This window comes from Stutzerimonas decontaminans (genome assembly GCF_000661915.1).
GTDB lineage: Bacteria > Pseudomonadota > Gammaproteobacteria > Pseudomonadales > Pseudomonadaceae > Stutzerimonas > Stutzerimonas decontaminans.
In genome coordinates, this window is sequence record NZ_CP007509.1 from 258324 (window position 1) to 285058 (window position 26735).

General features: G+C 63.9%; 25 protein-coding genes. 12 read left to right on the forward strand and 13 right to left on the reverse strand.

Going from position 1 to position 26735, the window contains the following annotated elements; genetic code table 11:
- Positions 1-3 precede the first annotated feature (3 nt).
- The gene (locus tag UIB01_RS01220) at positions 4-1416 is read right to left on the reverse strand and encodes a coniferyl aldehyde dehydrogenase (RefSeq protein ID WP_038656100.1); all 1413 of its coding nucleotides are present in this window, start codon (positions 1414-1416) and stop codon (positions 4-6) included.
- Between the two features lie 129 nt (positions 1417-1545).
- On the opposite strand from UIB01_RS01220, the gene UIB01_RS01225 reads away from it, so the two are divergent.
- Entirely contained in the window at positions 1546-2220 is a 675-nt protein-coding gene (locus tag UIB01_RS01225) for a TetR/AcrR family transcriptional regulator (RefSeq protein ID WP_038665295.1), read from the forward strand.
- Positions 2221-2231: 11 nt separating this feature from the next.
- Here the strand turns inward: UIB01_RS01225 and UIB01_RS01230 are convergent, their stop codons facing one another.
- Positions 2232-3215, reverse strand: a complete 984-nt coding sequence (locus UIB01_RS01230) for a hydrolase (protein ID WP_038656102.1) — start codon at positions 3213-3215, stop codon at positions 2232-2234.
- Between the two features lie 174 nt (positions 3216-3389).
- Between UIB01_RS01230 and UIB01_RS01235 the strand changes: the two genes are divergently transcribed.
- A complete protein-coding gene (locus UIB01_RS01235; RefSeq protein ID WP_038656104.1) occupies positions 3390-3794 on the forward strand; it encodes a hypothetical protein in 405 nt (134 codons plus the stop codon).
- Between the two features lie 10 nt (positions 3795-3804).
- Here the strand turns inward: UIB01_RS01235 and rsmD are convergent, their stop codons facing one another.
- Genes rsmD through UIB01_RS01250 form a run of 3 tightly spaced genes read right to left on the reverse strand, consistent with a single transcriptional unit; the run spans position 3805 to position 7305 of the window.
- Positions 3805-4419: a 16S rRNA (guanine(966)-N(2))-methyltransferase RsmD gene (gene rsmD / locus UIB01_RS01240; protein ID WP_038656106.1), complete on the reverse strand. Its 615-nt coding sequence runs from the start codon at positions 4417-4419 to the stop codon at positions 3805-3807.
- The gene (locus tag UIB01_RS01245; protein ID WP_038656108.1) at positions 4419-5960 is read right to left on the reverse strand and encodes a M16 family metallopeptidase; all 1542 of its coding nucleotides are present in this window, start codon (positions 5958-5960) and stop codon (positions 4419-4421) included. Before UIB01_RS01245 ends, rsmD begins: the two co-directional genes overlap by 1 nt.
- Entirely contained in the window at positions 5953-7305 is a 1353-nt protein-coding gene (locus UIB01_RS01250; RefSeq protein WP_038656110.1) for a M16 family metallopeptidase, read from the reverse strand. The genes UIB01_RS01245 and UIB01_RS01250 overlap by 8 nt, the downstream gene beginning before the upstream one ends.
- Positions 7306-7534: 229 nt before the next feature.
- Here UIB01_RS01250 and ftsY point away from each other — a divergent pair, with 229 nt between their 5' ends.
- The 4 genes from ftsY (at position 7535) to rpoH (ending at position 11465) form a co-directional block, all read left to right on the forward strand.
- Positions 7535-8815 carry a signal recognition particle-docking protein FtsY gene (ftsY, locus tag UIB01_RS01255; protein WP_038656112.1) on the forward strand — a complete coding sequence of 427 codons (1281 nt, stop codon included), beginning with the start codon at positions 7535-7537 and terminating at the stop codon, positions 8813-8815.
- Positions 8812-9483 carry a cell division ATP-binding protein FtsE gene (gene ftsE, locus UIB01_RS01260; protein ID WP_003297174.1) on the forward strand — a complete coding sequence of 224 codons (672 nt, stop codon included), beginning with the start codon at positions 8812-8814 and terminating at the stop codon, positions 9481-9483. Before ftsY ends, ftsE begins: the two co-directional genes overlap by 4 nt.
- Entirely contained in the window at positions 9480-10499 is a 1020-nt protein-coding gene (ftsX, locus tag UIB01_RS01265; protein ID WP_038656116.1) for a permease-like cell division protein FtsX, read from the forward strand. Before ftsE ends, ftsX begins: the two co-directional genes overlap by 4 nt.
- Before the next feature lie 111 nt (positions 10500-10610).
- Complete coding sequence (gene rpoH / locus UIB01_RS01270; RefSeq protein ID WP_031298050.1) at positions 10611-11465, forward strand: RNA polymerase sigma factor RpoH; 855 nt, start codon at positions 10611-10613, stop codon at positions 11463-11465.
- 81 nt (positions 11466-11546) lie between these two features.
- Here the strand turns inward: rpoH and UIB01_RS01275 are convergent, their stop codons facing one another.
- The 3 genes from UIB01_RS01275 to mtgA all read right to left on the reverse strand — a co-directional run bounded on the left by UIB01_RS01275 (position 11547) and on the right by mtgA (position 17079).
- Complete coding sequence (locus UIB01_RS01275; RefSeq protein WP_038656120.1) at positions 11547-14114, reverse strand: hybrid sensor histidine kinase/response regulator; 2568 nt, start codon at positions 14112-14114, stop codon at positions 11547-11549.
- Between the two features lie 187 nt (positions 14115-14301).
- Positions 14302-16230: a phosphodiesterase DibA gene (gene dibA, locus UIB01_RS01280; protein WP_038656122.1), complete on the reverse strand. Its 1929-nt coding sequence runs from the start codon at positions 16228-16230 to the stop codon at positions 14302-14304.
- Between the two features lie 120 nt (positions 16231-16350).
- Positions 16351-17079, reverse strand: coding sequence for a monofunctional biosynthetic peptidoglycan transglycosylase (gene mtgA / locus UIB01_RS01285; protein ID WP_038656124.1), 729 nt, complete (start codon positions 17077-17079; stop codon positions 16351-16353).
- Positions 17080-17147: 68 nt separating this feature from the next.
- Here mtgA and UIB01_RS01290 point away from each other — a divergent pair, with 68 nt between their 5' ends.
- From UIB01_RS01290 to UIB01_RS01310, 5 genes are all read left to right on the forward strand, one after another.
- Positions 17148-17522 carry a DUF423 domain-containing protein gene (locus UIB01_RS01290; protein WP_038656126.1) on the forward strand — a complete coding sequence of 125 codons (375 nt, stop codon included), beginning with the start codon at positions 17148-17150 and terminating at the stop codon, positions 17520-17522.
- Between the two features lie 73 nt (positions 17523-17595).
- The gene (gene thiS, locus UIB01_RS01295; protein ID WP_256380624.1) at positions 17596-17811 is read left to right on the forward strand and encodes a sulfur carrier protein ThiS; all 216 of its coding nucleotides are present in this window, start codon (positions 17596-17598) and stop codon (positions 17809-17811) included.
- A gap of 74 nt (positions 17812-17885) precedes the next feature.
- Positions 17886-18680, forward strand: a complete 795-nt coding sequence (locus UIB01_RS01300) for a thiazole synthase (protein WP_038656128.1) — start codon at positions 17886-17888, stop codon at positions 18678-18680.
- A 63-nt stretch (positions 18681-18743) separates the two neighbouring features.
- A complete protein-coding gene (gene trmB / locus UIB01_RS01305) occupies positions 18744-19460 on the forward strand; it encodes a tRNA (guanosine(46)-N7)-methyltransferase TrmB (protein ID WP_038656130.1) in 717 nt (238 codons plus the stop codon).
- Between the two features lie 230 nt (positions 19461-19690).
- Positions 19691-21028: a DUF1329 domain-containing protein gene (locus UIB01_RS01310; RefSeq protein ID WP_038656132.1), complete on the forward strand. Its 1338-nt coding sequence runs from the start codon at positions 19691-19693 to the stop codon at positions 21026-21028.
- Positions 21029-21078: 50 nt separating this feature from the next.
- On the opposite strand, the gene arcC is transcribed toward UIB01_RS01310, so the two are convergent.
- From arcC to arcD, 4 genes are all read right to left on the reverse strand, one after another.
- The gene (gene arcC / locus UIB01_RS01315) at positions 21079-22002 is read right to left on the reverse strand and encodes a carbamate kinase (RefSeq protein ID WP_038656134.1); all 924 of its coding nucleotides are present in this window, start codon (positions 22000-22002) and stop codon (positions 21079-21081) included.
- A 30-nt stretch (positions 22003-22032) separates the two neighbouring features.
- Positions 22033-23043 carry an ornithine carbamoyltransferase gene (locus UIB01_RS01320; RefSeq protein ID WP_038656136.1) on the reverse strand — a complete coding sequence of 337 codons (1011 nt, stop codon included), beginning with the start codon at positions 23041-23043 and terminating at the stop codon, positions 22033-22035.
- 52 nt (positions 23044-23095) lie between these two features.
- Positions 23096-24352 carry an arginine deiminase gene (gene arcA, locus UIB01_RS01325; protein ID WP_038656138.1) on the reverse strand — a complete coding sequence of 419 codons (1257 nt, stop codon included), beginning with the start codon at positions 24350-24352 and terminating at the stop codon, positions 23096-23098.
- 93 nt (positions 24353-24445) lie between these two features.
- A complete protein-coding gene (gene arcD / locus UIB01_RS01330; RefSeq protein WP_038656141.1) occupies positions 24446-25873 on the reverse strand; it encodes an arginine-ornithine antiporter in 1428 nt (475 codons plus the stop codon).
- 344 nt (positions 25874-26217) lie between these two features.
- Between arcD and UIB01_RS23350 the strand changes: the two genes are divergently transcribed.
- The gene (locus UIB01_RS23350) at positions 26218-26400 is read left to right on the forward strand and encodes a DUF5064 family protein (RefSeq protein ID WP_230585276.1); all 183 of its coding nucleotides are present in this window, start codon (positions 26218-26220) and stop codon (positions 26398-26400) included.
- A 6-nt stretch (positions 26401-26406) separates the two neighbouring features.
- On the opposite strand, the gene UIB01_RS01340 is transcribed toward UIB01_RS23350, so the two are convergent.
- A complete protein-coding gene (locus UIB01_RS01340) occupies positions 26407-26730 on the reverse strand; it encodes a DUF3392 domain-containing protein (protein ID WP_011914980.1) in 324 nt (107 codons plus the stop codon).
- Between the last annotated feature and the right edge of the window lie 5 nt (positions 26731-26735).

Below are 26735 nucleotides of genomic sequence, written 5' to 3' on the forward strand. Positions count from 1 at the left end.
GCTTCAGCGGATGAATAGAGCGTAGATCAGCTTCTGCCACCACTTGCCGTAGGGCGGGTAGATCAGCCGGGCAGCATTGAAGCGCTGCTTGATGAATACACCTTTGGCCTTGCTGAAGGTGAGGAAGCCTTCGTGGCCGTGGTAGTGCCCCATGCCGGAGGGGCCGATGCCGCCGAAGGGCAGATCATCTTGGGCGACATGCAGCAGGGTGTCGTTCAGGCACACGCCGCCGGAGTGGGTCTGCTCCAGCACACGCTGCTGTTCGCCGCGGTCATAGCCGAAGTAGTACAGCGCCAGCGGCCGCGGCCGCGCGTTGACGTACGCCAGTGCTTCATCCAGGTCGCCGTAGGGCACGACCGGCAGGAGCGGACCGAAGATTTCCTCGTGCATCACCCGCATGTGCTCGTTGACCTCGAGTAGCAGGCAATGCGGCATGCGTCGCTGCTGCGCCTCGGCGAACAGCGGTACGACTCGCGCGCCCTTGGCCTGGGCATCGTCCAGGTAGTCCTGCAGCCGCGCCAGCTGGCGATCGTTGATGATTGCGGTGTAGTCGGGATTGTCCGCAAGGCTCGGATACAGACGCTGTACCGCCTCACGGTAGGCCGCAACGAAGCCCTCGACACGCTCGCGCGGCACCAGCACATAGTCCGGTGCAACGCAGGTCTGCCCAGCGTTCATGCACTTGCCAAAGGCGATGCGTTCGGCCGCATCGGCCAGCGGGACGCTGGACGAGACGATGGCCGGCGACTTGCCGCCGAGCTCGAGCGTCACTGGCGTCAGGTTCTCCGTTGCGGCGCGCATCACGTCGCGGCCGATGTGCGTCGAGCCGGTGAACAGCAGATGATCGAACGGCAGCCGCGCGAAGGCCTGACCGACCTGCGCATCGCCCAGCACAACCGCGACATGATCTTCAGGGAAGATCTGCGCCAGCAGCTCCTTGAGCAGCTGGCCGGTAGCAGGCGTCGACTCGCTCATCTTCAGCATCACGCGGTTGCCGGCGGCGAGCGCGCCGATCAGCGGCCCGATGGCCAGGTATAGCGGGTAGTTCCACGGCACGATGATGCCGACCACACCCAGCGGCTGGTAGATCACCCGTGCGCTGGCCGGCTGAAAAGCGAGGCCGACATGCCGGCGCGAGGGTTTCATCCAGCGCCGCAGATGGCGACTGGCATAACGGATGCCGTGCAGGCTAGGCATGATTTCCGCCAGCAAGGTTTCGTCGGCCGAGCGATGACCGAAATCCGCCGCAATTGCTTCGATCAGTGCCGGCTTGTTACTGGCCAGCACGTCGCGCAGGGCCTCCAACCAACGCAGGCGATCCTCTTCCGAGGGCATCGATGCGGCGGTAAATGCCGAACACTGGCGGGAGAAAAGGACCTCCAGGGCGACCAGCGCTTGCGGTATTTCGGCTGACATGCGGGCTCCTGATGCGATGTGCTGGGGGATTTCTAGAGTAATTACTCTAAACTGTCAACGGAGCGTGCCTGTCGGTCTGTCCGCGTGTACCGTTGCAACCTTCGCTTCGCCGCCGAGATCCCGCCGCCCATGGCACCCCGAACCAAGACCCGTGACCGCATCATCGAAGCCAGCCTTGAGCTGTTCAATGCTCAGGGCGAACGCAATGTCACGACCAACCACATCGCTGCCCACCTCGGCATCTCGCCTGGCAACCTCTACTACCACTTCCCCAACAAGCAGGCGATCGTGGCGGAGCTGTTCGGGCAGTACGAATTGCGTGTCGACCAGTTCCTGCGCCTGCCGCCAGAGCGGGAAATACAGGTTCAGGACAAAGCGCTTTACCTCGAAGCGCTGCTGGGTGCGATGTGGGATTACCGTTTTCTGCATCGGGATCTGGAAGGTCTACTGGATGCCAATGTGGAGCTTGCGCAGCGCTATCAGGCATTCGCCGCTCGCTGTCTGCAGCACGCCCGGACGATCTATCAGGGTTTCGTTGCAGCCGGCATTTTGCTGATGGACGAGATCCAGGCAGAAGCGCTGGCGCTGAATGCCTGGATCATCCTCACGTCCTGGGTGCGTTTCCTCGGCACGGTCGGCGCCGATGCGGGACAGCTGGATCAGCTCCAGCTGCGCCGTGGCATCTATCAGGTGCTGGCGCTGGAGAGCGCCTTCGTCGCGCCTGAAGCGCGCGAGGCGGTTGCCGCGTTGCAGCGGCAGTATTTCGTCGCCCTGGAGCCGCTGCTGCGAGCGCCGGGGGGCTGACCGGCACTCGGTCAGGGTGTCTCCGCCAACCATTCTGGAATCCGCCGCTCCAGGTAGTAGCGCGGCTGACATGGCGTACCCTCGATAAAGCCGACGTGCCCGCCGCGGGCATGCAGTTCGAGGGTGGTCGTAGCTGACAGCTCGGCCGGTTCCGGCACGCTGTGGCGGAACACGAAGGGATCGTCCTCGGCTTGGATCAGCAGGGTCGGCGTCGTGATCGTCGGCAGGTAGTAGCGGCTGGAGGCGCGGCGGTAGTAATCCTGGGCGTCGCTGTAGCCGTGCAGCGGTGCGGTGACGCGGCCGTCGAAATCCCAGAAGGTGCGCATGCCGTGCAGTGGCCCGAGGCTCTGCAGCGCGCCGAGGTGGTCCAGCAGGCCCTCGCGCTGGAAGCGCTGCTGTTTGTCCCTCACGTAGGCGACCATCGCCTTCATGAAATGCGCCTGGTAGACGCGGGAGAAGCCGAGGCCGATACGGTCGGCGCACTGGTCCAGGCGGAACGGCACGGAAACCGCGACCGCTTTGCGCAGCGGGCAGTCGCCTGCGGTTTCGCCCAGGTACTTGAGCAACACGTTGCCGCCCAACGAGTAACCCACCGCATACAGCGGCGCCAACGGTCTGCAGGCCTGCAGATGGGTGATCACCTCGGCGAGATCATCGCTGGCGCCGGAGTGATAGGCGCGCGGTAGCAGGTTGGGCTCGCCCGAGCAGCCGCGCCAGTTGATGGCAACGCTGGCCCAGCCGCGCGCCGCCAGCTGCTGCTGCAGTCCAAGCACGTAAAGCGAGTTCGACGAGCCGGTCAGCCCGTGCAGCACCAGCACCAGCGGCGCATCTGCCTCGTGCGGGCCGTGCCAGTCCAGGTCGATGAAATCGCCATCGCGCAGCCACAGTCGCTCACGCCGGCGCTCGAGGCGCGGCGGCTTGCGAAAGAACGGGTTCCACAGGGTCTGCAGGTGCGGCCCAGGAAGCCACCAGGCGGGTTGGAAGGTGTCGGACACGGTCGCTCGGGTTCCTCGGTTTGCCCCGACGTTAGAGCCACGACGCCGGGAAGAAAAAGCACGATGCAGGCGTTGAATGATGCTGGCCGCCCGGCGGCTTATGCCTTTGGAGATATGGTCAGCGCCGCGTGAGGGGTGGAGAGTGGCGCGATAGCCTTATCTGGAACCCCGCCCATGACGCCTACCCCCTTCGATCAACTGCTGGCTGCCGCGCGCCAGGAGCGCGAGCCCCAGCGCCTGCTGTTTGTCTTCGTCAGCGCCGAACTGCCCGACGATGCCACCGACGCCGAGCGCCAACGTTTCGAGGAAAACGCCGGCGGCTCGCTGAAACCGGTGCTCTGCGTCGACAAGCTGCCCGAGGAGCTGAGCGACTTCGCCGCGCTGCGTGAAGAATCCGAGCGCACGGGCGTGGCCTGGGATCTGCTGTTCGCCGCCGCGCTGCCGGGACAGGGCGGCATCACACCGAACGCCGATGACGCCGAGCAGCCGCTGAAGATGATGGTCGGCGCGATCGAGACCGGCAATATCGGCCGTTTTCTGGCCTTCGATCGCAATGGTCAGACCGTCGACTTCTACTGAAGTCGCCGGCTCAGCTCGGCGCGGCGTTGGCTGACGCGCTGCGCTCCCACAGCGCGTAGTGCACCTTGCCGGCCTGCTTCTCCCGGTGCAAGCGCCAGTTGCCCGGCAGTCCGAGGCTGGAAGGCAGTGCCTCGCTTTCGGTGTAGATCCAGGCGTGCTCGGCCAGCCAGCCCTTGTTTTCCAGCAATTCGCAGGCCGGCAGCAGCAGGTTCTTGTTGAACGGCGGATCGAGGAATACCAAGTCGAAGGGCGTCGGCGTCTGGGTTTCCAGATAGCGCAGGGCATCGCTCTGCAGTAGCTGGCCGTGGCCGCAGTTCAGCGTGTCCAGATGCTTGCGCAGGCTGGCGATGGCGTTGGCGTTGACGTCCAGCGCCAGAGCCATGCTGGCGCCGCGCGACAGGGCTTCCAGATAGATCGCGCCGCTGCCGGTGAACGGATCGAGCACCCGCGCGCCGGAGAGATAGGGTGCCAGCCAGTTGAACAGGGTCTCGCGAACCCGGTCAGGCGTAGGGCGCAGGCCTTCGGCATCGGGGAAGCTGAAGCGGCGCGAGCGCCACTCGCCGCCGATGATGCGCAACTGGCCCTGGCCGCCGTGGGCGCTGGGACGAATGGGTGGATTGGCCATCAGTGCTCCGGAACGCCGCTGGGCTGTTCGACTGGTTTATCGGTGGGCGGCGGCAGCGGTTGTTGTTCGACGCTGGGGCCGGCGGTGACGATGACGAAGGCGTCTTCCTGCAGATGCTTGTTCATCGCGGTCTTGACCTGTTCGACCGTCAGCGCCTGCACTTCGCCCATGAAGTCCTCCAGATAGGTCAGCGGCAGGTCGTAGAAGCCGATGCTGCCCAGCTGACCGACGATGTCGGCATTGCTTGCGGTAGACAGCGGGAAACTCCCGGCGATCTCGCGCTTGCTGCGCTGCAGTTCGGCCTCGCTGGGGCCTTCTGCGAGATAGTCGCGGACCAGCTGCTGCACCAGTTCCAGCGCGCCGTCGGTGAGTTCGGCGCGGGTCTGCATGCTGATCATGAACGGCCCTTCGGCGCGCATCGGACTGAAGCCGGAATAGATGCCGTAGGTCAGGCCGCGCTTCTCGCGCACCTCTTCCATCAGCCGCGTACCGAAACCGCCACCGCCGAGGATCTGGTTGCCCAGATAGAGCGCCGCATAGTCCGGATGGCCACGATGGATGCCGAGCTGGGCCAGCATCAGGTGGCTCTGGTTGGAGGGGAAGTCGATGTGGTGCTTGCCGGCAACCGGAGCCTCGGGTGTCGGCGTCGTTGGCAGCGCCGGGCCTTCCGGCAGGGCGTCCGAGACGCCGGCTGCCAGGGCTTCGGCCTCTTCGCGGGAGAGGTCGCCGACCAGCGCGATCACCGCGTTGCCTGCCGCATAGGCGCGGGCGTGGAAGTCGCGCAGCTGCTCGACGCTGATCCCGGGCACCGACTCTGGCGTGCCTTCGCTCGGGTGCGCGTAGGGGTGGTCGCCATAGAGCTGCGCGAATAGCTCCAGGCTGGCCAGCTTGCCGGGGTTCTGCTTCTGGAATTCGAAGCCGGCGAGCAGCTGGTTCTTGATCCGTTGCAGCGAGTCCTCGGGGAAAGTCGGCTGGCCGATGACCTGGTTGAACAGCGCCAGCGCCGGCTCGCGCTTGTCCGGCGCGCTCAGGCTGCGCAGGCTGACCACCGCCATGTCGCGGTAGGAGCCGTTGCCGAAGTCGGCGCCGAGGCCTTCGAAGCCGCGGGCGATGGCGCTGACATCCTTGCCCTCGACACCCTCGTTGAGCATGGCGTTGGTCAGCAGCGCCAGGCCGGGTACTTCGCCATCCTGGCTGCTGCCGGCGGAAAAGGTCAGGCGCAGGTCGAACATCGGCAGCTCGCGAGCCTCGACGAACAGCACCTTGGCACCTTCGGCGGTCTGCCAGCTCTGGATGTCCAGTTTGCGCCGGGCCAGTGGTTGATCGCCCAGCTCGGCGAGCGACTCCAGACGCGGCTTTTCAGGCGTTGCGGTGGGTTCGGTCGGCACGGCGGGCTGAGTGGCCTCGCGGGCTACGTCCTGCTTCACCGGCTCGCCGGGTTGTGGCAGAGCGGTGGAGCCTTCATCGCAGCCCGCCAGGCCAAAACCGGCTGCCAGCAGCAGGCCGAGCAGGCCGTTGCGCAGCGCTTTGCAATCACTCATCACGGGCTTCCTCGGGCAGAACATGGGCGACGCTCAGGCGGGAGCGGGTGAAGTAGGTGTTGGCCGCCTGCTGAATGTCCTCGGGCGTGACCGCTTCCAGCGCGCTCAGCTCTTCGTCCATCAGGCGCCAGGACAGGCCGACGGTTTCCAGCTTGCCGATTGTGGTGGCCTGCTGGGTGATGGAATCGCGCTCGTAGACCAGGCCGGCGATGACCTGCGCACGCACGCGCTCGAGTTCGTCCGCCGAAGGTGCTGTCTGCTTGAGTGCCTCCAGCTCCTGCCACAGGCCGGCTTCGACTTCTTCCAGCGTGCGGCCCTTCTGCATGTTCGGCGCGGCGCTGAGGACGAACAGGCTGTCGCCGCGGGCGTAGGCGTCGTACCAGGCCGAGGCGCTGGTCACCAGCTCCTCACCGCGTTCCAGCCGTTCCGGCAGGCGCGCGCTGTAGCCGCCGTCGAGCAGGGCGGAGATCAAGCGCAGCGCATGCACCTGGCGAGCGTTCTCCTCCGTCGCTAGGCTCGGCGTATTGAAGGCCATCAACAGCGTCGGCAGCTGGGTCTTCACGTGCAGCTTGAGGCGGCGCTCGCCCGCTTCGGCCAGTTCCAGCGGGCGCTTGGCTGCCGGTACTTCACGCTTCTCGATGTCGCCGAAGAAGCGCTCGGCGAGGCCGCGGACCTCGTCCACCGAGACGTCACCGACCACCACCAGGGTGGCGTTGTTCGGCGCGTACCACTGCTCGTACCAGGCGCGCAGCTCGTCAGCCTGCATGCGGTTGAGGTCGGCCATCCAACCGATGGTCGGGTTGCGGTAGCCGCTGGCAGGGTAGGCGATGGTCTTGAAACGCTCGTAGGCCAGCGAGCTAGGCTTGTCGTCGGTGCGCAGGCGGCGTTCTTCCTTGATCACTTCGATCTCGCGGGCGAACTCCTCTGGCGGCAGCTTGAGACTAGCCAGGCGATCGGCTTCGAGCTCGAAGGCCACGGCCAGGCGGTCGCGTGCCAGGACCTGGTAATAGGCGGTGTAGTCGTCGCTGGTGAAGGCGTTCTCTTCGGCGCCCAGCTCACGCAGGATGCGCGAAGCTTCGCCGGCATCGAGCTTGCGGCTGCCCTTGAACATCATGTGCTCGAGGGCGTGGGAGAGGCCGGTCTGGCCGGCCGTCTCGTAGCTGGAGCCAACCTTGTACCAGAGCTGTGACACCACCACGGGGGCGCGATGGTCCTCGCGAACGATCACTTTCAGCCCGTTATCGAGAAAGAACTCGTGGGTGGGCTGGCTGTCTGCTGCTGCCAGCAGGGGCAGATAAAGCGCTCCGAGCAGCAGGGCGGCGGCGCGGCGTAACATCAGAGGCATAGTCGGGACTCGTCCAGTTGGTGTCCGCCACGGCAGACTGGCAGGGCGGCAACACGGCAGCCATGGTACTGGTGCGTGCGGATCAGGCAAAGCCGGGATATCCGCTGCTTAACCGGCCCTGATAGAGGAACCCGTGCTTAGCGCACCCGCTTTGCGAGGTGCTAGGATAGAGCCCGTTTGGCCGGCGGCGTGGCTGCCGGCGTATCGCACCCTTGAGAATACCTTCTCCATGTTTGGTTCCAACAACGACAAGAAGACGCCGGCCGAGCCCGGTGAAAAGAAAGGCCTGTTCGGCTGGCTGCGCAAGAAGCCGCAGCAGCCGGTGGCCGAGCAGCCTGCCGCCGAGCCGCAGGAAGACGATCTGCCGCACGCGGAGCAGGCTGAGGCCGAGAGCGAGCAGCCGGCGGTCACTACCTCCGAGCTATTGCCCGAACCGCCTGCTGAAGCCGAAATACTCCCAGAGCCAGAGCCAGAGCCAGAGCCAGAGCCAGAGCCAGAGCCAGAGCCAGAGCCAGAGCCAGAGCCAGAGGTCGGGCCTGCCCCGGTTGTCGCGGCAGTGCCCGCCCAAGCGCCGGCCAAGCTCGGCTTCTTCGCCCGCCTCAAGCAAGGGCTGTCCAGGACCAGCTCGAGCATCGGCGAAGGCATGGCCAGCCTGTTTCTCGGCAAGAAGGCCATCGACGATGACCTGCTCGACGAGCTGGAAACCCGCCTGCTCACCGCCGACGTCGGCGTCGAGGCGACCACCGCGATCATGCAGAACCTCACCCGCCGCGTTTCGCGCAAGGAGCTGGCCGACAGCGGTGCGCTCTATACGGCTCTGCAGGAAGAACTCGCCGGCCTGCTCAAGCCTGTCGAACAACCGCTCGTGGTCGATAGCGGCAAGCGTCCCTACGTGATCCTTGTGGTCGGGGTGAACGGTGTCGGCAAGACCACCACGATCGGCAAGCTGGCCAAGAAACTGCAGCTCGAAGGCAAGAAGGTCATGCTCGCCGCCGGCGATACTTTCCGTGCCGCGGCGGTGGAGCAGCTGCAGGTATGGGGCGAGCGCAATAGCATTCCAGTGATCGCCCAGCACACGGGTGCCGACTCTGCCTCAGTGATCTTCGATGCGGTGCAGGCGGCCAAGGCGCGCGGCATCGACGTGCTGATCGCTGATACCGCGGGCCGCCTGCATACCAAGGACAACCTGATGGAGGAGCTGAAGAAGGTCCGTCGGGTGATGGGCAAGCTCGACGAATCGGCTCCCCACGAAGTCCTGCTGGTGCTCGACGCCGGCACTGGCCAGAACGCCATCAACCAGACCAAGCAGTTCAACCAGGCGGTCGAGTTGACCGGACTGGTGCTGACCAAGCTCGACGGCACCGCCAAGGGCGGGGTGATCTTCGCCCTGGCCAAGCAGTTCGGCACGCCGATTCGTTACATCGGTGTCGGCGAAGGCATCGATGATCTGCGCACGTTTGAGGCTGACGCCTTCGTCAAGGCACTGTTCGCCGAGCGGGACGGGGCATGATTCGTTTCGAACAGGTCGGCAAACGCTACCCCAACGGCCACATCGGGTTGCACGAGCTTTCCTTCCAGGTGCGCCGTGGCGAGTTTCTCTTCGTCACTGGCCACTCCGGCGCCGGCAAGAGCACACTGCTGCGCCTGCTGCTGGCGATGGAGCGCCCCACCAGTGGCAAGTTGCTGCTGGCCGGGCAGGACCTGTCGCGCATCACCAATGCGCAGATCCCTTTCCTGCGTCGGCAGATCGGCGTGGTGTTCCAGAATCACCAGCTGCTGTTCGATCGCACCGTGTTCGACAACGTCGCCCTGCCGTTGCAGATTCTCGGGCTGAACAAGCGCGAAATTGGCCAGCGGGTGATGACCGCGCTGGAGCGCGTCAGCCTCAAGGACAAGGCGCTGCAGTATCCGGCGGACCTGTCCACCGGTCAGCAGCAGCGTGTCGGCATCGCCCGCGCCGTGGTGCACCGGCCGGCCCTGCTGCTCGCCGATGAACCGACCGGCAACCTCGACCCGCGACTCGCTGCGGAGATCATGGGCGTGTTCGAAGACATCAATCGCCTGGGTACCACCGTGCTGATCGCCAGCCACGATCTGGCGCTGATCGCGCGGATGCGTCACCGCATGCTGACCCTGCAACGTGGTCGCCTGATCGGCGACGGGGAGGCCAGCCGATGAGCAGCGAACGCAATCCCAAGACCAATCCGAGCACGGCCGAGCGCGTTGGCGGTTCGGTGAAGAAGCCGGAGCAGCCGCGCGGCGACGAGCCTGACTTCAAGACGCTGTTCCACGCCTGGCTGGAAAGTCATCGCGCCAGTCTGGTCGACAGCGTCGGGCGTCTGATCAAGCAGCCGATCGGCAGTTTCTTCACCTGCCTGGTGATGGCCGTGGCACTGAGCCTGCCGATGGGCTTGGCGTTGCTGCTGGATAACGTCGAGCGGCTCGGCGGCTCCTGGCAGCGCGCGGCGCAGATTTCGCTGTTCATGCAGCTGGACGTGGATGCTGGTGCCGGTGAGCGCTTGCGCGACGAGATCGCCGCAATGCCCGATGTGGCAGCGGCGGACTGGGTCAGCCGTGAACAGGCATTGGATGAATTCCAGCAGCTGTCCGGGCTTGGCGAAGCGCTCAAGGAGCTGCCGGAGAACCCGCTACCCGGCGTGATCATCGTGACGCCAGAAGAGGTGGACAAGGACAAGCTCGAAGCGCTGCGCCAGCAACTGGCCGAGTTGCCCGGCGTGCAGCTGGCGCAGCTTGATCTGCTCTGGGTCGAGCGGCTGACCGCCATCCTCAAGCTCGGCGACCGTTTCGTCTTTGGCCTTACGTTGTTGCTGATCGCCACGCTGCTGCTGGTGATCGGCAACACCATCCGCCTGCACATCGAGAATCGCCGCACCGAAATCGAAGTGGTCAAGCTGGTCGGCGGCACCGATGGCTATGTGCGTCGCCCGTTCCTCTACATGGGCGCTATCTACGGCCTGGGCGCGGGGTTGATTGCCTGGCTGGTGCTGGCCTATGGGCTGGGTTGGCTGAACGAGGCGGTGGTGAGCCTGGCCGGGCTCTACGGCAGCAATTTCGGTCTGGAAGGCGTTCCGGCCGGCGATGCGTTATCACTGGTGATCGGCGCGGTGCTGCTCGGTTACATCGGCGCCTGGCTGGCAGTTGCAAGGCATCTGAGTGAACTGGCTCCCAGGTGAAATATCCTTTTAAAACAGTTGCTTAGTGGTTGTGTCAGGGAACTTTTCCACAGGCTTGCAGTCTCATGCAGCAATGCTAAACTGCTGCAGCTTCGCCATTGGAGGTACTGCATGACTACTACTCTGCAACCTGTTCAAGCGCTAGTCCCGGGAGCCAATCTCGAGGCCTACGTGCAGACCGTGAACAGCCTCCCGCTGCTCACCGTCGAGCAGGAGCGCGAGCTGGCCGGGCGCCTCTTCTATCATCAGGATCTCGAAGCGGCTCGGCAGATGGTGCTGGCGCACCTGCGTTTCGTCGTTCACATCGCCCGCAGCTATTCCGGCTACGGTCTGGCCCAGGCCGACCTGATCCAGGAAGGCAACGTCGGCCTGATGAAGGCGGTCAAGCGTTTCAATCCGGAAATGGGTGTGCGGCTGGTGTCCTTCGCCGTGCACTGGATTCGCGCCGAAATTCACGAGTTCATCCTGCGTAACTGGCGCATCGTCAAGGTCGCGACGACCAAGGCGCAGCGCAAACTGTTCTTCAATCTGCGCAGCCAGAAGAAGCGTCTGGCCTGGCTGAACAACGATGAAGTCACCGCCGTGGCCAATAGCCTGGGCGTCGAGCCGCACGAAGTGCGCGAGATGGAAAGCCGTCTGACTGGTCATGACATGGCCTTCGACCCGGCCGCTGATGCCGACGACGACAGCGCCTATCAGTCGCCTGCTCACTACTTGGAAGACCATCGCTACGATCCGGCCCGTCAGCTTGAAGATGCCGACTGGAGCGACAGTTCCACCTCCAGCCTGCATACGGCACTCGAGGGTCTGGACGAGCGCAGCCGGGACATCCTCCAGCAGCGTTGGCTGAACGAGGACAAGGCGACCCTGCATGACCTGGCGGCCAAGTACAACGTGTCGGCCGAGCGCATTCGTCAATTGGAAAAGAATGCAATGAACAAGCTGAAGGGCTCGATTCAGGCCTGATGCTCGTGTGCTAAGAACGAATCGCGGGATGCCATTGGCTCCCGCGATTTTTTTTGGCTGTCGTCAGGCACCGTCTGGCTATCAGGGCTCGCGCCTGGCCTGGCGGATGTTGTCACGCGCCTGTTCAACCGCGATCAGCAGCTGCGCGTTGGTGATCGGTTTGTGCAGCCAGACGATCCCCTTGGGAAACTTGGCTTCGTCGAACTGATGCGCGGCCGAGATCACCACAATGGGCAGATCCTGCATCGCCGGTTTGTCGCGCAACTCGTCGATCAGCTGCATGCCGCTGCCGTCGGGCAGGTGCAGATCGAGTGTCATGGCCTCGTAACGGCCAGATGCAAGTTTTTCACGGGCCTGATGCAGGCTCTGCACGCGCTCCACGCCATAGCCACCTTCGCGCAGCATCAGATGCAGCAGGCGGCCAGTATCCGGTTCGTCTTCGACGACCAGGATGCGTGGCAGGTCGTCGCGGCTGTCCGTCTCGCTGGTTGACGCCTGGATCGGCAGCTCGCACCAGAAGGTGGTGCCCTGGCCTGGCGGGCAGTCGAAGCCGACCGTGCCGCCCATGCGTTCGATCAGCTCCTTGGTGATCGCAAGGCCGAGGCCGGTGCCCGACTTCTGTCGGCTGTCGGAGGCGTCCGCCTGGGCGAACTTCTCGAACACGCGGGCGCGGAATTCCTCGGGAATGCCTGGACCCTGGTCGGTCACACTGACGCGCACCCGCGGCCCACGCACACTACTGTGTAGACGGATCTCGCTGCCAGGCGGGGTGAACTTGACGGCGTTGGAGAGGAAATTCCCCAGGACCTGCTGTAGGCGCATGCCGTCTACCCAGACGAGCACATCGCTCGGGTGCTCCAGCGTACAGCGCACGCCATGCTGTTCGCAGAGCGCCTGGTTGCTTACCAGGGATTCCTCAAGCAGATCGCCAAGCGAATGTTCGCGCAACTCGAAAGACATCTTGCCTGCGGCAATCTTTTCCATGTCCAGCAGGTCGTTGATCAGGTGGCCCAGGCGCAGACTGTTGCGGTAGGCGATTTCGAGCATCTGCTGCATGGCGGCTGGCGCGGCCCCGAGCGCGCCGCCGACGATCAGCCCGAGCGCACCGCTGATGGAAGTCAGCGGGGTGCGCAGCTCGTGGCTGACGGTGGAAACGAAATCGTTCTTCATCTGCTCGACGCGTTTGCGTTCGGTCAAGTCCATCAGTGTGCCGCTGATGCGCTGGGCCATGCCCTGGGGATCACGCTGGATATAGCCGCGCAGCAGGACGGGGACAACATGTCCGTGCTTGTGCTGCAGGCGCAGCTCGGTGGTGAAGTGATCGACATTGGACAGCATGGTCTGCGCCAGCCGGGCCTTCTGCTGCGCCAGATCCTCGGCGACCGTGACTCGTTCCCACAGCTTGAGGTCGCAGGTCAGCTCGTTCGGACGGTAGCCGAGCATTTCCCAGGCGCGCGGCGAGGCATACATGCTGCCGGCCTCGAGATCCAGGTCCCAGAGCCCGTCGTTGCTGCCTTTTAGCGCCAGCGTCAGGCGTTCCTCGCTCAGTCGCAGGTCATGCCTGCTCTGGCGGATGTGGCGGGTCATCTCTTCGGCCAGTGCCTGGGCGCGGCTGTGGCGAAGAGCCAATGAGGAGGTGAGGAAGAACACGAGTAGGCTCAGGCCCAGCCCAAGCCCTGCAACCAGCGCTTCGTTGGCATGGAAGCGGCCGTCGAACTCCGGCTGGCTATCCAACCGCAATGTCCAGGTCTGCCCATAGAGATCCAGTTGCTGGAGCTGAGTGTAGCGAGCATCCTCGGGGTTGGCTGACTCGCGGGAGGAATAGATCAGCTGGTCGGTCTGTTCACCATCGCTGGCATAGATATGCAGCGCCAGTGGCAGATCGGCGGCCCGCAGAATGCCGCGCATCAGGTCTTCCACCCGATAAGGGCTGTAGACGAAACCGATCAATGCCTGCATGCGCTGCTCTGGCGTGGTCAGCGGTGCGTTCGGTTGATACACAGGTACATAGAGCAGTACGCCAGCCTGCACTTTACCGTGGGTTTCCTGCATCAGCGTGACCTTGCCGGTGATGCTCGTTTCGCCCAGCCTCGCGGCGCGCCGCATGGCACGGCGGCGGGTCGGTTCGGAATACATGTCGTAGCCGAAGGCTGCCAGATTGCGGTCAACGAAGGGCTCGAGAAAAATGATCGAGGTGTAAAACTCACGCTGGCCGGGGGGATAGATGTCGTAATCCGGAAAACCCTGCGCACGAATGCGCGCGACATGCGCATCGCGGGTGGCCGCGGGGATGGCTTGGGCGAAGCCGACCCCCTGGATGCCGGGGTAACGGTCCGGTAGCAGCAGGCGTTCGACATATGCACGCCACTGGTCGCGGCTGACATGCTCGACGGCATCGAACAGGCCGGCCCCGCCGAGGAGGATCTGTTCATGGTCGCGAAGCCGTTTACGAATCGCTTCGGTGACCTTCTCGCTTAGCATCTCAAACTGCTGTTCCGCAGCCCGGTTCTCGCTGACGCGCAGGTTCTGCCAAACCACCAGTTGCACCAGCAGGGTAAACACCAGCATCGCCCAGGCGATGCCGTTGCGTCGGCTGAAGAGCTGTCGGAGACCCTGGGACGGCCTTTGGTGATTCACGGGTTCGCTCATGCCTTCACTGCGGTGTGCTGTGCGTGGATCGGTTGAATGCCAGTCTGGCCAGCCATTGCTGGTCCGTTACTGATGTCGGGCCAGTATGCCGTACTGCGGGCGCCTGAGGGCGGGTGCGGTTGGCAGGTCGGCCCTGAAGGTTGCCCCAGCTTAGCTTCCGTAGTGGCCTATTGATATAGGTCCGTCATCAGCGCCCGGACGAGCGGCAGGCTTGGCCATAGCAGAGTTCGCTCGGGCGCCAGTCGATTTCATCTGCCGGCAGCGGGCGGGCAAAGCCGTAGCCCTGGCCGTAGTCGCAATCCTGCGCGAGCAGGAACGCCGCCTGGTCGGCAGTCTCGATGCCTTCGGCAACTACTTTCAGGCCCAGGTTGTGCGCCAGGCCGATGACTGAACGGGTGATGGCAGCGTCGTCGCGGTCCTCGGGCAGGCCGCGGACGAAGCCTTGGTCGATCTTCAGCTTGTGCACGTTCATACGTTTGAGGCGCTGCAGCGATGAATAGCCGGTGCCGAAGTCATCGATCGCCAGCTGCACGCCGAGCGCGCGCAAGCGCTGCAGCAGCTCCAGCGCAGCATCTGGGTCCTGCATCACCGCGCTTTCGGTAATTTCCAGCTCCAGATGACGAGCCTCCAACCCGCTTCTGGCGAGAATGGTGGCGACCTGCAGATCGAGTTCGCCGTTGCCGAACAGCCGGCTGGAAATGTTCACCGCGATGAAACCGAGCGGATGGCCCTGGCCGAGCCACTCGCGCGCCTGGTTGCAGGCCTGTTCCAGCACCCAGTGGTCGATCGCGCTGATGAGTCCGGTTTCCTCGGCAATCGGGATGAATATCCCGGGTGCGATCAGCCCCTTTTCAGGATGCTGCCAGCGCACGAGGGCTTCGAAACCGCTGATCGTGCCTGTCTGCAAATCGTAGATCGGCTGAAAATGCAGGCGCAGTTGGCCTTGTTCCAGCGCCTGCCGCAGCGCCGTTACCAGCTCGACGCGCTGGCGGGCCTGGCTGGTCAGCTCCTGAGAGTAGAACGCATAGGTCGAGCGGCCACTGCTCTTGGCCTTGAACAAGGCCGAGTCGGCATTGCGCATCAGCTGTTCGACGTTCTGCACATCGGTCGGATAGGGGTATAGGACGATGCCGATGCTGGCGCTGCTGAACAGCTCCTGCTCCCCGATATGAAAAGGCTCGTTGAGGCGGTCGAGAATGCGCAGTGCCAGTGCGGTGGCCTTTTCTGCACCGTAGCCCTCGCAGAGCAGAGCGAATTCGTCGCCGCCTAGACGGCCGAGCGTCATGCTTTTTTCCAGATGCTCGCTCAGTCGCGCGCTGACAGCCTGCAGCAGGGCGTCACCCAGGCTGTGGCCGAGGCTTTCGTTGATGTCCTTGAAGTGGTCGAGGTCGATCAGCAGAAGCGCACCGCTGCGCTTGTTGGCCCGGGCGCGCTCGAGGTCTTGTTTGGCGCGCTCGGTGAATAGCAGGCGGTTCGGCAGGTTGACCAGAGGATCGTAATGGGCCAGCTGGTCGAGCTCGTCGCGAGAGCGCTTCAGCGCCGAGAGGTCCGAGAACACGGCCACGTAGTGGCTGAGCTTGCCCCGGTTGTCGTGGATGCAGCGCAGGTTTTGCCATTGCGGGTACACCTCGCCATTCTTGCGGCGATTCCAGATCTCGCCGCTCCACTCTCCGTTCGCCTTTAGCGCCAGCCACATCTGCTGGTAGAACGCCGCGTCGTGCTTGCCCGAGGCGAACAGTTTCGGCGTCTGCCCGAGCACCTCCTCGGTGCTGTAGCCGGTGATACGGCTGAAGGCGGGATTGACGTGCACGATGCGCTGATTCGGGTCGGTTACCAGCACGCCTTCCTGCGTGCTGTCGAATACCGCAGCCGCCTGCTTCAGGCTGGTTTCCTGCACATGCTGGGCGCGCTGTTGCTCATCGAAGCGGCGAAAGTGCCGGCGGCCGAGCAGGAATATCAGCGCGCTGGTCAGCGCCACGAACAGGGCACCCTTGCCCATCTGCCAGGTCTGGCTGTCGCCTGCGGCCAGGCGGCCGACCAGCGTATCGCCGAGGAAAATCCAAAGCATAGCCAGGCTGAAATAGCCCAGGCTCAGCCGGACGAGGTATGTATTCATTACTACTCTTCGGGTCCGATCAAATACTACATAGTCAAACCCCATCGCACTGGGCGAGCGGGAGATACGTCTTGCACTGGTGGTGCTGCTTCCTGCTGTGCCAGTGGTTTGCATCCTGGCCTAAAGCCAGCTTGGCCACCAGTCCGGTTGGTCGGGTTCTATCCGTTGCAAATAGTGGCTGCCGCCCAGCTGGCGCATCTGCTGCCGAATCCAGGCTGCGCGATTGTTCACATGGCTGCTCGGTTTGCCAGCGCTCCATTGTCGCGGGTTGGGCAACACCGCGGCGAGGAGACTAGCCTGCCGGGTCGACAGGTACGGTGCTCCGGTGCCGAAGTGATGTTGCGCAGCCGCTTGCGCGCCGAAGATGCCATCACCCCATTCGACGCTATTGAGGTAGACCTCAAGGATGCGCTGTTTCGGCCACAAGAGTTCGATCAGTGCGGTGAACCAGGCTTCCAGACCTTTGCGCGGCCAGCTGCGGCCAGACCAGAGAAACAGGTTCTTGGCCACCTGCTGGCTCAGTGTGCTGGCACCGCGCAGCGAACCGCCGCGCTCATTGTGGCTGAGCGCGGCGCGGATTGCGGCGACGTCGAAGCCCCAGTGGTCGGCGAACTTCTGATCCTCGGCGGCGATCACCGCCATCTTCAGATCGTCCGGCAGCTCACGCCAGGGCCGCCAATCGCGGGTCAGGTCGATAGTTTCACCCGTGCGCCAGGACTCGATCTTGCGCTCGATCATCAAAGCAGTGAATGGCGGCGGCACCCAGCGGAACAGCAGTACCAGCAGTACCGATAGACCGATCAGCCAGAGCAGCAGTTTGGACAGGCGCAGCAGCAGGTTTCGCAACATGTCACTTGGTCGTGGGCGAAAAGTGCGGGCATTATAGCGGCCGCTTTGGCCATCGACCGGAAAAGGCAATGATTCGTGCTTATATCGTTCTTGCCGCGCTGTTCGGCTTTACCGGCGTTGCGCTTGGTGCCTTCGCTTCCCATGGCCTTAGAAGCCAGCTGAGTCCGGCCTATCTCGCCGTGTTCCAGACGGGCGTGCAGTACCAGCTGATTCATGCGCTGGCGCTGTTCGGTGTCGCGCTGCTGGCGTTGCTGCATCCGAGCCGGCTGCTGACCGCGGTCGGTGTGTTGTTCACCGCTGGCATCCTGCTGTTTTCCGGCAGCCTTTACCTGCTGACGCTGAGCGGGATCGGCAAGCTGGGCATGATCACGCCGATAGGTGGCACGGCCTTCCTCGCAGGCTGGCTATGCCTGGTGATCGCCGGATGGCGTATACGCGGCTGAGCGGGACGAACGGCCGCGGCCTGCGCGTTGGTGACAGGGGTGATTCGGGCTAGAATGCCGTCCCCTTTTCGCAATGGCGGCGAACAGCATGCAGATTCAGTTGAATGGCGAACCCTATGAGCTGCCAGCCGGCGAGACGGTGGCCGACCTGCTGGTGCGGCTTGAGCTGAGCGGGCGCCGCCTGGCTGTCGAGCTCAACCGGGACATCGTGCCGCGCAGCGCGCACGCGTCTACCGAGCTCAGCGAAGGCGATCATGTCGAGGTGGTGCACGCCATCGGCGGCGGCTAGCTCGCCGCGTCCATCCGAGTCACGCCGCCATGCGGCGCCCAGTCCGCAGCAACACGTCCGAACGAGGAATTCCCATGCGCCCAGTTCCGAACGACAAGCCTTTCACCCTGGCCGGTCGCACCTATCAATCGCGCCTGCTGGTAGGCACCGGCAAGTACAAGGACCTCGACGAGACGCGCGCGGCCATCGAGGCCTCGGGTGCCGAGATCGTCACCGTCGCGGTGCGTCGTACCAACATCGGCCAGAACCCGGGCGAGCCGAATCTGCTCGATGTAATCAGCCCCGAGCGCTACACCATCCTGCCGAACACTGCCGGTTGCTTCACCGCCGAAGATGCGGTGCGCACCTGCCGCCTGGCCCGTGAGCTGCTCGACGGTCACAAGCTGGTCAAGCTGGAAGTGCTGGCCGATCAAAAGACGCTGTTTCCCAACGTGATCGAAACCCTCAAGGCGGCCGAAGTGCTGGTCAAGGACGGTTTCGACGTGATGGTGTACACCAGCGACGACCCGATCATCGCCCGCCAGCTGGCCGAGATGGGCTGTATCGCGGTGATGCCGCTGGCTGGCCTGATCGGCACCGGCCTGGGCATCTGCAACCCGTACAACCTGCGCATCATCCTCGAGGAAGCCACCGTGCCCGTGCTGGTGGATGCCGGTGTCGGTACCGCCTCGGACGCCACCATCGCCATGGAACTGGGCTGCGAAGCGGTGTTGATGAACAGCGCCATCGCCCATGCGCAGAACCCGGTACTCATGGCTGAAGCCATGAAGTACGCCATCGAGGCTGGCCGCCTGGCCTATCTTGCCGGTCGCATGCCGAAGAAGCTCTATGCCAGCGCCTCGTCGCCGCTGGATGGGCTGATTCGCTGAAACGATTCGTGGCCGGCCCTGACCTTGCGTCTGGGCCGGTTTTTTATTTCTCGCAGGTAGACCATGACAGAGCAGAACCCCGCGGCCGAAGAGCAGCAAACCGAGCACCGCCGTACCATCAAGAGTTTCGTGATGCGTGCCGGGCGCATGACCGAAGGCCAGCAGCGTGGTCTGGAGCAGGGCTGGCCGAAGTTCGGCCTGTCGCTCGAGGACGGTCTGCGCGACTTCGACGAGGTGTTCGGCCGCAGCGCGCCGCGCACCTTCGAAATCGGCTTCGGCATGGGCCATTCCACCCTGGAAATGGCCGCCGCGGCGCCGGATCAGGACTTCATCGGCGTGGAAGTGCATAAACCCGGCGTCGGCGCGCTGCTGAGCGGACTTCTGTCACAGAAATTGGACAACGTGAGGGTCTACAGTTGCGACGCCTTGGAGGTGCTGCGCGATTGCGTGGCCGATTCCAGTCTGGACCGCGTGCTGTTGTTCTTCCCGGACCCGTGGCACAAGAGCCGCCATCACAAGCGCCGCATCGTGCAGCCGGCCTTCGCCGAGCTGATACGCAGCAAGCTTAAGATCGGCGGCGTGCTGCACATGGCGACCGACTGGGAGCCCTATGCCGAATACATGCTAGAGGTAATGAGTGTCGCCCCGGGCTATCGCAATCTGGCTGAAGACGGGCGCTGCGTGCCGCGCCCGGCGGAGCGCCCGGTGACCAAGTTCGAGCGCCGTGGAGAGCGGCTCGGCCATGGTGTGTGGGATCTGAAGTTCCAGCGCATCGACTGAGCGAAACCGCAACAACCTGTACCGAGATACCCGCGACCGTTGCCTGGCAGCTTCGACGAAGCCCCGCCGCGGTCGCTTGCGCCACATCCAATCGAGAGCCGCAGCAGCGGCCAGGGACGAGAGCCTGCCAGGGAGGCATGCCTGTTGCCCACACCGTATAACAATGCAACGCCGACAGCTGGGCTCGCTAGCCCTGCCCCGCGTCGTGCGCCATGGGGGGAGTAAAAACGATGTACGGAAAGATCGGAATTCTGTTGTTGGCGGCCTGTGCCGCTTTACCGGCACAGGCGAAGGTAGACAGCACTCAGGCGGCGCGGCTGGGGCAGGACTTGACGCCGTTGGGAGCGGAGCGTGCCGGCAATGCGGCCGGAACCATTCCGCCCTGGACCGGTGGCGTGGCGGCGCCAGCCGGCTACGAGCCGGGCATGCACCATCCCGATCCATTTGCTGGCGACTCGGTGCTCTACCGTGTCGATCGCAACAATCTGGGCGAGTACGGCGACCAGCTTCCCGAAGGTATGAAGGCCCTGCTGGAGCGCTATCCTGACTATCACCTGCGCGTCTTCCCGACCCGCCGCAGTGCCGCGGTACCGCAGCGCATCTACGATGCCACCCGCTTCAATGCTGTCAGCGCCGAACTGATCGCCAACGGCAACGGCATCCAGGGCGCGGCGGCCGGGATTCCCTTCCCCATTCCGCAAAGCGGCATCGAGGTCATCTGGAACCACATCCTGCATTACAAGGGTGACCAGAGCCACATGATCAATAACCAGGCGGTGGTGATCGGCGGCCGGGCCAACTACATCAAGCGCGACCGCCACGTGTACTACGTCTACAACCGCGAGGGGATGACCTACGGTGATCTGGACAACACCGTGCTGTACTACAAGTACCGCGTTACCGCGCCAGCCAAGCTCTCCGGTACCGCGCTGGTGGTGCAGGACCCGATTGATCAGGTGCTGACCACCCGTAAGGCCTGGCGTTACAGTCCGGACGATCGCCGCGTGCGTCGCCTGCCTTCGCTGGCCTACGACTCTTTGCAGCCGGACACCAGCGGCCTGGCCACGGCCGACGTGGTCGACTCGTTCAACGGCGCGCCGGATCGCTACGACTGGGAACTGCTCGGCAAGCGTGAAATGCTGATGCCCTACAACAGCTACGCCGTGCACCAGAAGGGCATCGCCTACGACACCATCGTCCAGCCGCGTACCCTCAATCCCGACCTGCTGCGCTACGAGCTGCACCGCGTCTGGGTGGTCGAGGCCACGCTGCGCAAGGGCTTCAGCCATCTCTACGACAAGCGTCGCTTTTACATCGACGAGGACAGCTGGGCGATCCTGGCGGTCGATCTGTATGACGAGAAGGGCCAGTTGATCGGCCTGCAGGAAAGCCATCCGATCAGCTACTACGACGTGCCGATGTTCAACAGCACGCTGGAGACGCTCTACCACCTCAAGGACGGTAACTACTTCGTCGACGGCCTGGACAACAACGAGCCGATGTACGACTTCGACGTGAAGCTCGGCCCACGCGACTTCTCTCCGCAGGCGCTACGCCGCGGTAACTGAGCAGAAAATGGTCGATGCAAAGGGCGCCGATGGCGCCCTTTGTTTATCTGCTATACGAGCCCTGCAGCTTGAAGGCTCACCCGCGTGCCGGCCTGGCCCTGGATGATGGCCTCGATCTGTTCCAGCGACCCGATCACCGCGACGTTGCCGGTGTTGCGCGCGAACTCGCAGGCTGCCTGTACCTTGGGGCCCATGGAGCCGGCGGCGAATCCCAGGCATTCCAGTCGGTCGGGATGCGCCTCGGCGATACGCCGCTGCTGCGGCGTTCCCCAGTCCAGGTAGGCGCCGTCGACATCGGTCGCAATCACCAGCAGGTCCGCCTTCAGCTGCTCGGCAAGCAGCGCCGAGCACAGATCCTTGTCGATCACCGCCTCGACCCCCTGCAGTCGACCTCTCTGGTCATATACCGTCGGGATGCCTCCGCCGCCGGCGCAGATCACCACGCTGCCTTTCTCCAGTAGCCAGCTGATCGGCCGGATCTCGAAAATGCGCTTCGGTCGCGGGCTGGGCACCACCCGGCGGAATCGGTCGCCATCCGCTGCGATTACCCAGCCTTTTTCCTCGGCAAGACGCTCGGCTTCATCGCGGCTGTAAACCGGGCCAATCGGCTTGCTCGGCTGCTTGAACGCCGGGTCCTCGGGATCTACCTCGACCTGAGTCAGCAAGGTGGCCAGGGGCACTTCGAATGGCAGCAGGTTGCCCAGCTCCTGCTCGATCATGTAGCCGATCATGCCCTCGGTTTCGGCGCCGAGTACATCCAGTGGATAGGCGGGAACCTCCTTGTAGGCGGCTCCCTGCAGTGCCAGTAGCCCGACCTGCGGCCCGTTGCCGTGGGCGACTACCAGTTCGTTGCCCGCCGCGATGCGCGCGATCTGCATGCAGGCGGTCCGGACGTTCTCGCGCTGGTTGTCCGCACTCAGCGGCTCCCCGCGACGAAGCAGGGCGTTGCCGCCCAGGGCTATGACGATACGCATGCTGCGGTTCTCCGTATCAGGCGCACGAACTCAGATGCCCGCCAGCGTCGAGACGAGAATCGCCTTGATCGTGTGCATGCGATTCTCGGCCTGCTCGAAGGCAATGCAGGCTGGTGATTCGAACACCTCCTCGGTCACTTCGATGCCGTTGGCCAGGTGCGGATAGCTTGCGGCGATCTCCTTGCCGATCTTGGTCTCGCTGTTGTGGAGCGCCGGTAGGCAGTGCATGAACTTGCAGCGCGGATTGCCGGTTGCCTGCATCAGCGGCGGGTTCACTTGGTAGGGCAGCAGCAGCTTGATTCGTTCGGCCCAGGCTTCCAGCGGTTCGCCCATCGACACCCACACATCGGTATGGACGAAATCGACGCCTTGCACCGCAGCAAGCGGGTCTTCGGTGAGCGTCAGACGCGCGCCGCTTGCCTTGGCGAACTCCTCGCAGGCGGCGACGTGTTCCGCACTCGGCCAGAGTGCGCGAGGTGCGGCGATGCGCACATCCATGCCGAGCTTTGCGCCGATCAGCAGCAGCGAGTTACCCATGTTGTTGCGCGCGTCGCCCAAGTAGGCGTAGCTGATCTGCTGCAGCGGCTTGTCACTGTGCTCGCGCATGGTCATGACGTCGGCGATCATCTGCGTTGGGTGGTATTCGTCGGTCAGACCGTTGAATACCGGCACGCCGGCGAAGCGGGCAAGCTCCTCGACGATCTCCTGCCTGAAACCGCGGTATTCGATGGCGTCGTACATGCGACCGAGCACCCGAGCGGTGTCCTTCATGGTCTCCTTGTGGCCGATCTGCGAGGAGTTGGGGTCAATATAGGTGACGTTGGCGCCCTGGTCATAGGCGGCGACTTCGAAGGCGCAGCGCGTGCGCGTCGAGGTCTTTTCGAAGATCAGCGCGATGTTCTTGCCCTTGAGGTGCTGGCGCTCGGTGCCGGTGTACTTGGCGCGCTTGAGATCGCGGGACAAATCGAGCAGATAGCGCAGCTCGCGTTCGCTGTGGTGCATCAGGCTGAGCAGGCTGCGGTTGTGCGTATTGAACGGCATGATTCGCTTCCTCTTTTCGCCAGGCGGCGTGGGAGCACGTCGCCTCGTGCTGTCAGTAGTCGATGGCGTCGCGGACGATCGGGCAGGTCATGCAATGCCCGCCGCCGCGGCCACGGCCCAGTTCGCTGGCGCTGATGGTGATGACCTCGACCCCGGCCTTGCGCAACAGGGTGTTGGTGAAGGTGTTGCGGTCGTAGCCGATGACGACGCCGGGCTCCAGAGCGACCACATTGTTGCCGTCGTCCCATTGTTCACGCTCGACTTCATAGCTGTCGCCGCCGGTTTCCACCACCCGCAGCGCCGGCAGGCCGAGCGCCTCGGCGACCACATCGAGGAATGGTGCTTGCTCGCGGCGCACGTCAATTCCATCCGGCTTGCACTCATCCGGGCGCAGGCTGAAGGCGGTGATGCCGTGCACCACCTCCGGGAAGATGGTCACCAGGTCGCGATCACAGAAGCTGAAAACGGTGTCCAGGTGCATGGCTGATCGAGAACGGGGCAGGCCGGCGACGATCACCCGTTCGGCGGCGCCGTGGCGGAACAGCGATTGGGCCAGCTGGCCGATGGCCTGCCGCGAGCTGCGCTCACCCATGCCGATCAGCACCACACCCTTGCCAAGCGGCATGACGTCGCCACCTTCGAGCGTGGCCAGACCGTGATCGAGTTCGGGGTCGCCGTACCAGACCTTGAAATCCTGGCCGCGGAACTGCGGATGGAAGCGGTAGATGGCGGCGGTCAGCAGGGTTTCCTGGCGCCGTGCGGTCCAGTGCATCGGGTTGAGCGAAACGCCGCCGTAGATCCAGCAGGTGGTGTCACGGGTGAACAGGGTGTTCGGCAGCGGCGGCAGGATAAAGCTCGAGTGGCCGAGGTAGTCGCGGAACATGCGGACAATCTCGCCACCTTCACTGCCAGGTAGATCGCTGCCAGACACACCGCCGATGAGGAATTCCGCCAGCCGGCGTCGCTCCAGGCCTTCCAGCCAACTGCGTACTTCGCCCTGCAGGCCGACTCCGACCTGGTTGGCGGTGATCTTGCGGTCGAGGAGCCATTTCAGTGCCTCGGGATCACTAAGCGTTTCGGTCAGCAGATTGTGCATTTCCAGCACCTCGACCCCGCGCTCGCGCATCTTGCTGACGAAGTCGAAATGGTCGCGCTTGGCCTGGCTCACCCAGAGCACGTCGTCGAACAGTAGCTCGTCGCAGTTGCTGGGGGTCAGGCGCTGATGGGCCAGGCCCGGCGAGCAGACTAGAACCTTGCGTAGCTTGCCGGCCTCGGAGTGAACGCCGAGCTTCGGTGGTTGCAACATCATTGAATTGCCTCCTTTGGTCGTCGCACCTGTTGGTGCTTCGGGGGCTCGCCACGACTTGTGATCATGGCGAGTGGATACGGCAGTGTTATCGCGTCAGAGCGAGAGGAACCCGTCATAAAGCCCGTAGGCGGCGATCGCCGCACCGATCAGCACCACCGCGAAGATCAGCTTCTCGATGGCAGTGAACACCGGCTGCCCGAGCTCATGCTTGGCCTTGGCGAAGAACAGCACGCCGGGGGCGTAGAGCAGCGCCGACAGCAGGACGTACTGCATACCCCCGGCATAGACCAGCCACATCGCATAGAGCGTGGCGATGGCAGCATTCAGGACGTCCTTGCGCCGCTCGCCAGCTGCGCCGGCGTATCCCTCGCCGCGTACGCCGAGCAGCAGGCCATAGGCCGCCGACCAGAAGTAGGGCACCAGAATCATCGACGTGGCGAGGTAGAGCAGGCTCAGGTAGGTCGATGCGTTGAACAGGGTGATGATCAGAAACAGCTGGATCAGCCCGTTGGACAGCCACAGCGCATTCACCGGCACGTGCTTGGCGTTCTCCTTGCGCAGGAACTGCGGCATGGTGTGGTCGCGCGCCGCGGCAAACAGGATCTCGGCACACAGCAGCGTCCAGGACAACAGGGCGCCGGCCAGGGAAACCACCAGCCCGACGCTGATCAACACGGCGCCCCAGCGCCCGACCACCTGTTCCAGCACGCCAGCCATGGACGGGTTCTTCAGGCCCGCCAGTTCGGCCTGGCTCATGATGCCCATCGACAGCACGTTCACCAGCACCAGCAAGGCAAGCACGCTGCAGAAGCCGATCACCGTGGCGCGACCGACATCGCTGCGGCGTTCGGCGCGGGCCGAGAAGATGCTGGCGCCTTCGATGCCGATGAATACCCACACCGTCACCAGCATCATGTTGCGTACCTGCTGCATGACGCCGCCTAGCTCGATGTTGCCGCGACCCCAGAAGTCGGCGGTGAACACGTCCAGGCGGAACGCCACCGCGGTAATGACGATGAACAGGATCAGCGGCACGATCTTGGCGATCGTGGTGACGAGATTGACGAACGCTGCTTCGCGAATGCCGCGTAGCACGAGGAAATGCACGCCCCACAGCACTAGTGAGGCACCGATTACCGCCGGCAGGGTATTGCCCTCGCCGAACATCGGCACGAAATAGCCCAGGGTGCTGAATAGCAGCACGAAGTAACTGACGTTGCCGATCCAGGCGCTGATCCAGTACCCCCACGCCGAAGAAAAGCCCATGTAATCGCCGAAGCCCGCCTTGGCGTAGGCGTAGACACCGGCGTCCAGTTCCGGCTTGCGATTGGCCAGGCTCTGGAAAACGAAAGCCAGGGTCAGCATGCCCACGGCCGTGATCGCCCAGCCGATCAGAATGCCGCCAGCGCTGGCGCTGGCGGCCATGTTCTGCGGCAGGGAGAAGATCCCGCCGCCAATCATCGAGCCCACGACGAGAGCCACCAATGCTCCGAGCTTGAGCTGCTTCGAATTTGCGGCCATAGCTATCTCCTGAAAAGTCCGCGGCACTGGTTCGATTAAAGTACCGAGCGAACTGCTACGTAATGATTTCGCTCAAGCGACCTTCGGTTAGTGCTGGGATGATTGGCGTACAAATGCCGTGAACTGTGCGGGAAAAGCCGCCAAGCGGCGCTGGTAAGGGTAGGGGAGGCGTCGGGGCCCGTTCAGACCTGGTCATCTGCAGCTGCGCGAACAGCCTTCGGCGGGACGACTAGCCTATCGTCTGTGCCTTGCCTATCGAGTGGAAGGCAACACGCAGGCGCCATGCTGGGGGCGCGTTCCCTAAGCGGCGAGGTGGGCAGATCAAGCTGGACGAGCAGTTCTGCATGCAGCGGAACGCGGCCTGCAATTTCCTGCAGAAGATTGACCAGTGCCTGCGCCGGCACGGCGCGCCTGTGCGTTCGGATGTCGCGTTCGGTTATCACCGCCTTTACGACCCGCCGTTCGAAGACCCTGCGCTGACAGTTGCGCTGCCGGCCGTCGATCTCGAGCGCTTTCTTGAAGGTTGAGCGGCGTTAGTTACGGTCGGCGATCACACCGATGAGGAAGAAGATCAGCAGCAGCACGGGGGCTAGGCTGTAGTTGTTCAGATGGGCCAGGCCCTGGGTCATCCAAGGCGTCAGGAACACGATGGCCAGTCCGTAGCCCACCGCGCAGACCAGCACGAAAATCAGTGTACGCAGGAAGAAGTTGAGGCTGCTGACCGTATTCTTCACCCAGGCATTGAGCGCCGGGCCGAACAGCACGAACAGCGTCGCCATCAGTGCCAGGGAGATGTCGGACAGGTGGCTGCGGCTCCAGCGCGACAGCGTGACGATCAGGTCGAGTAGCAAATCCATGCGGT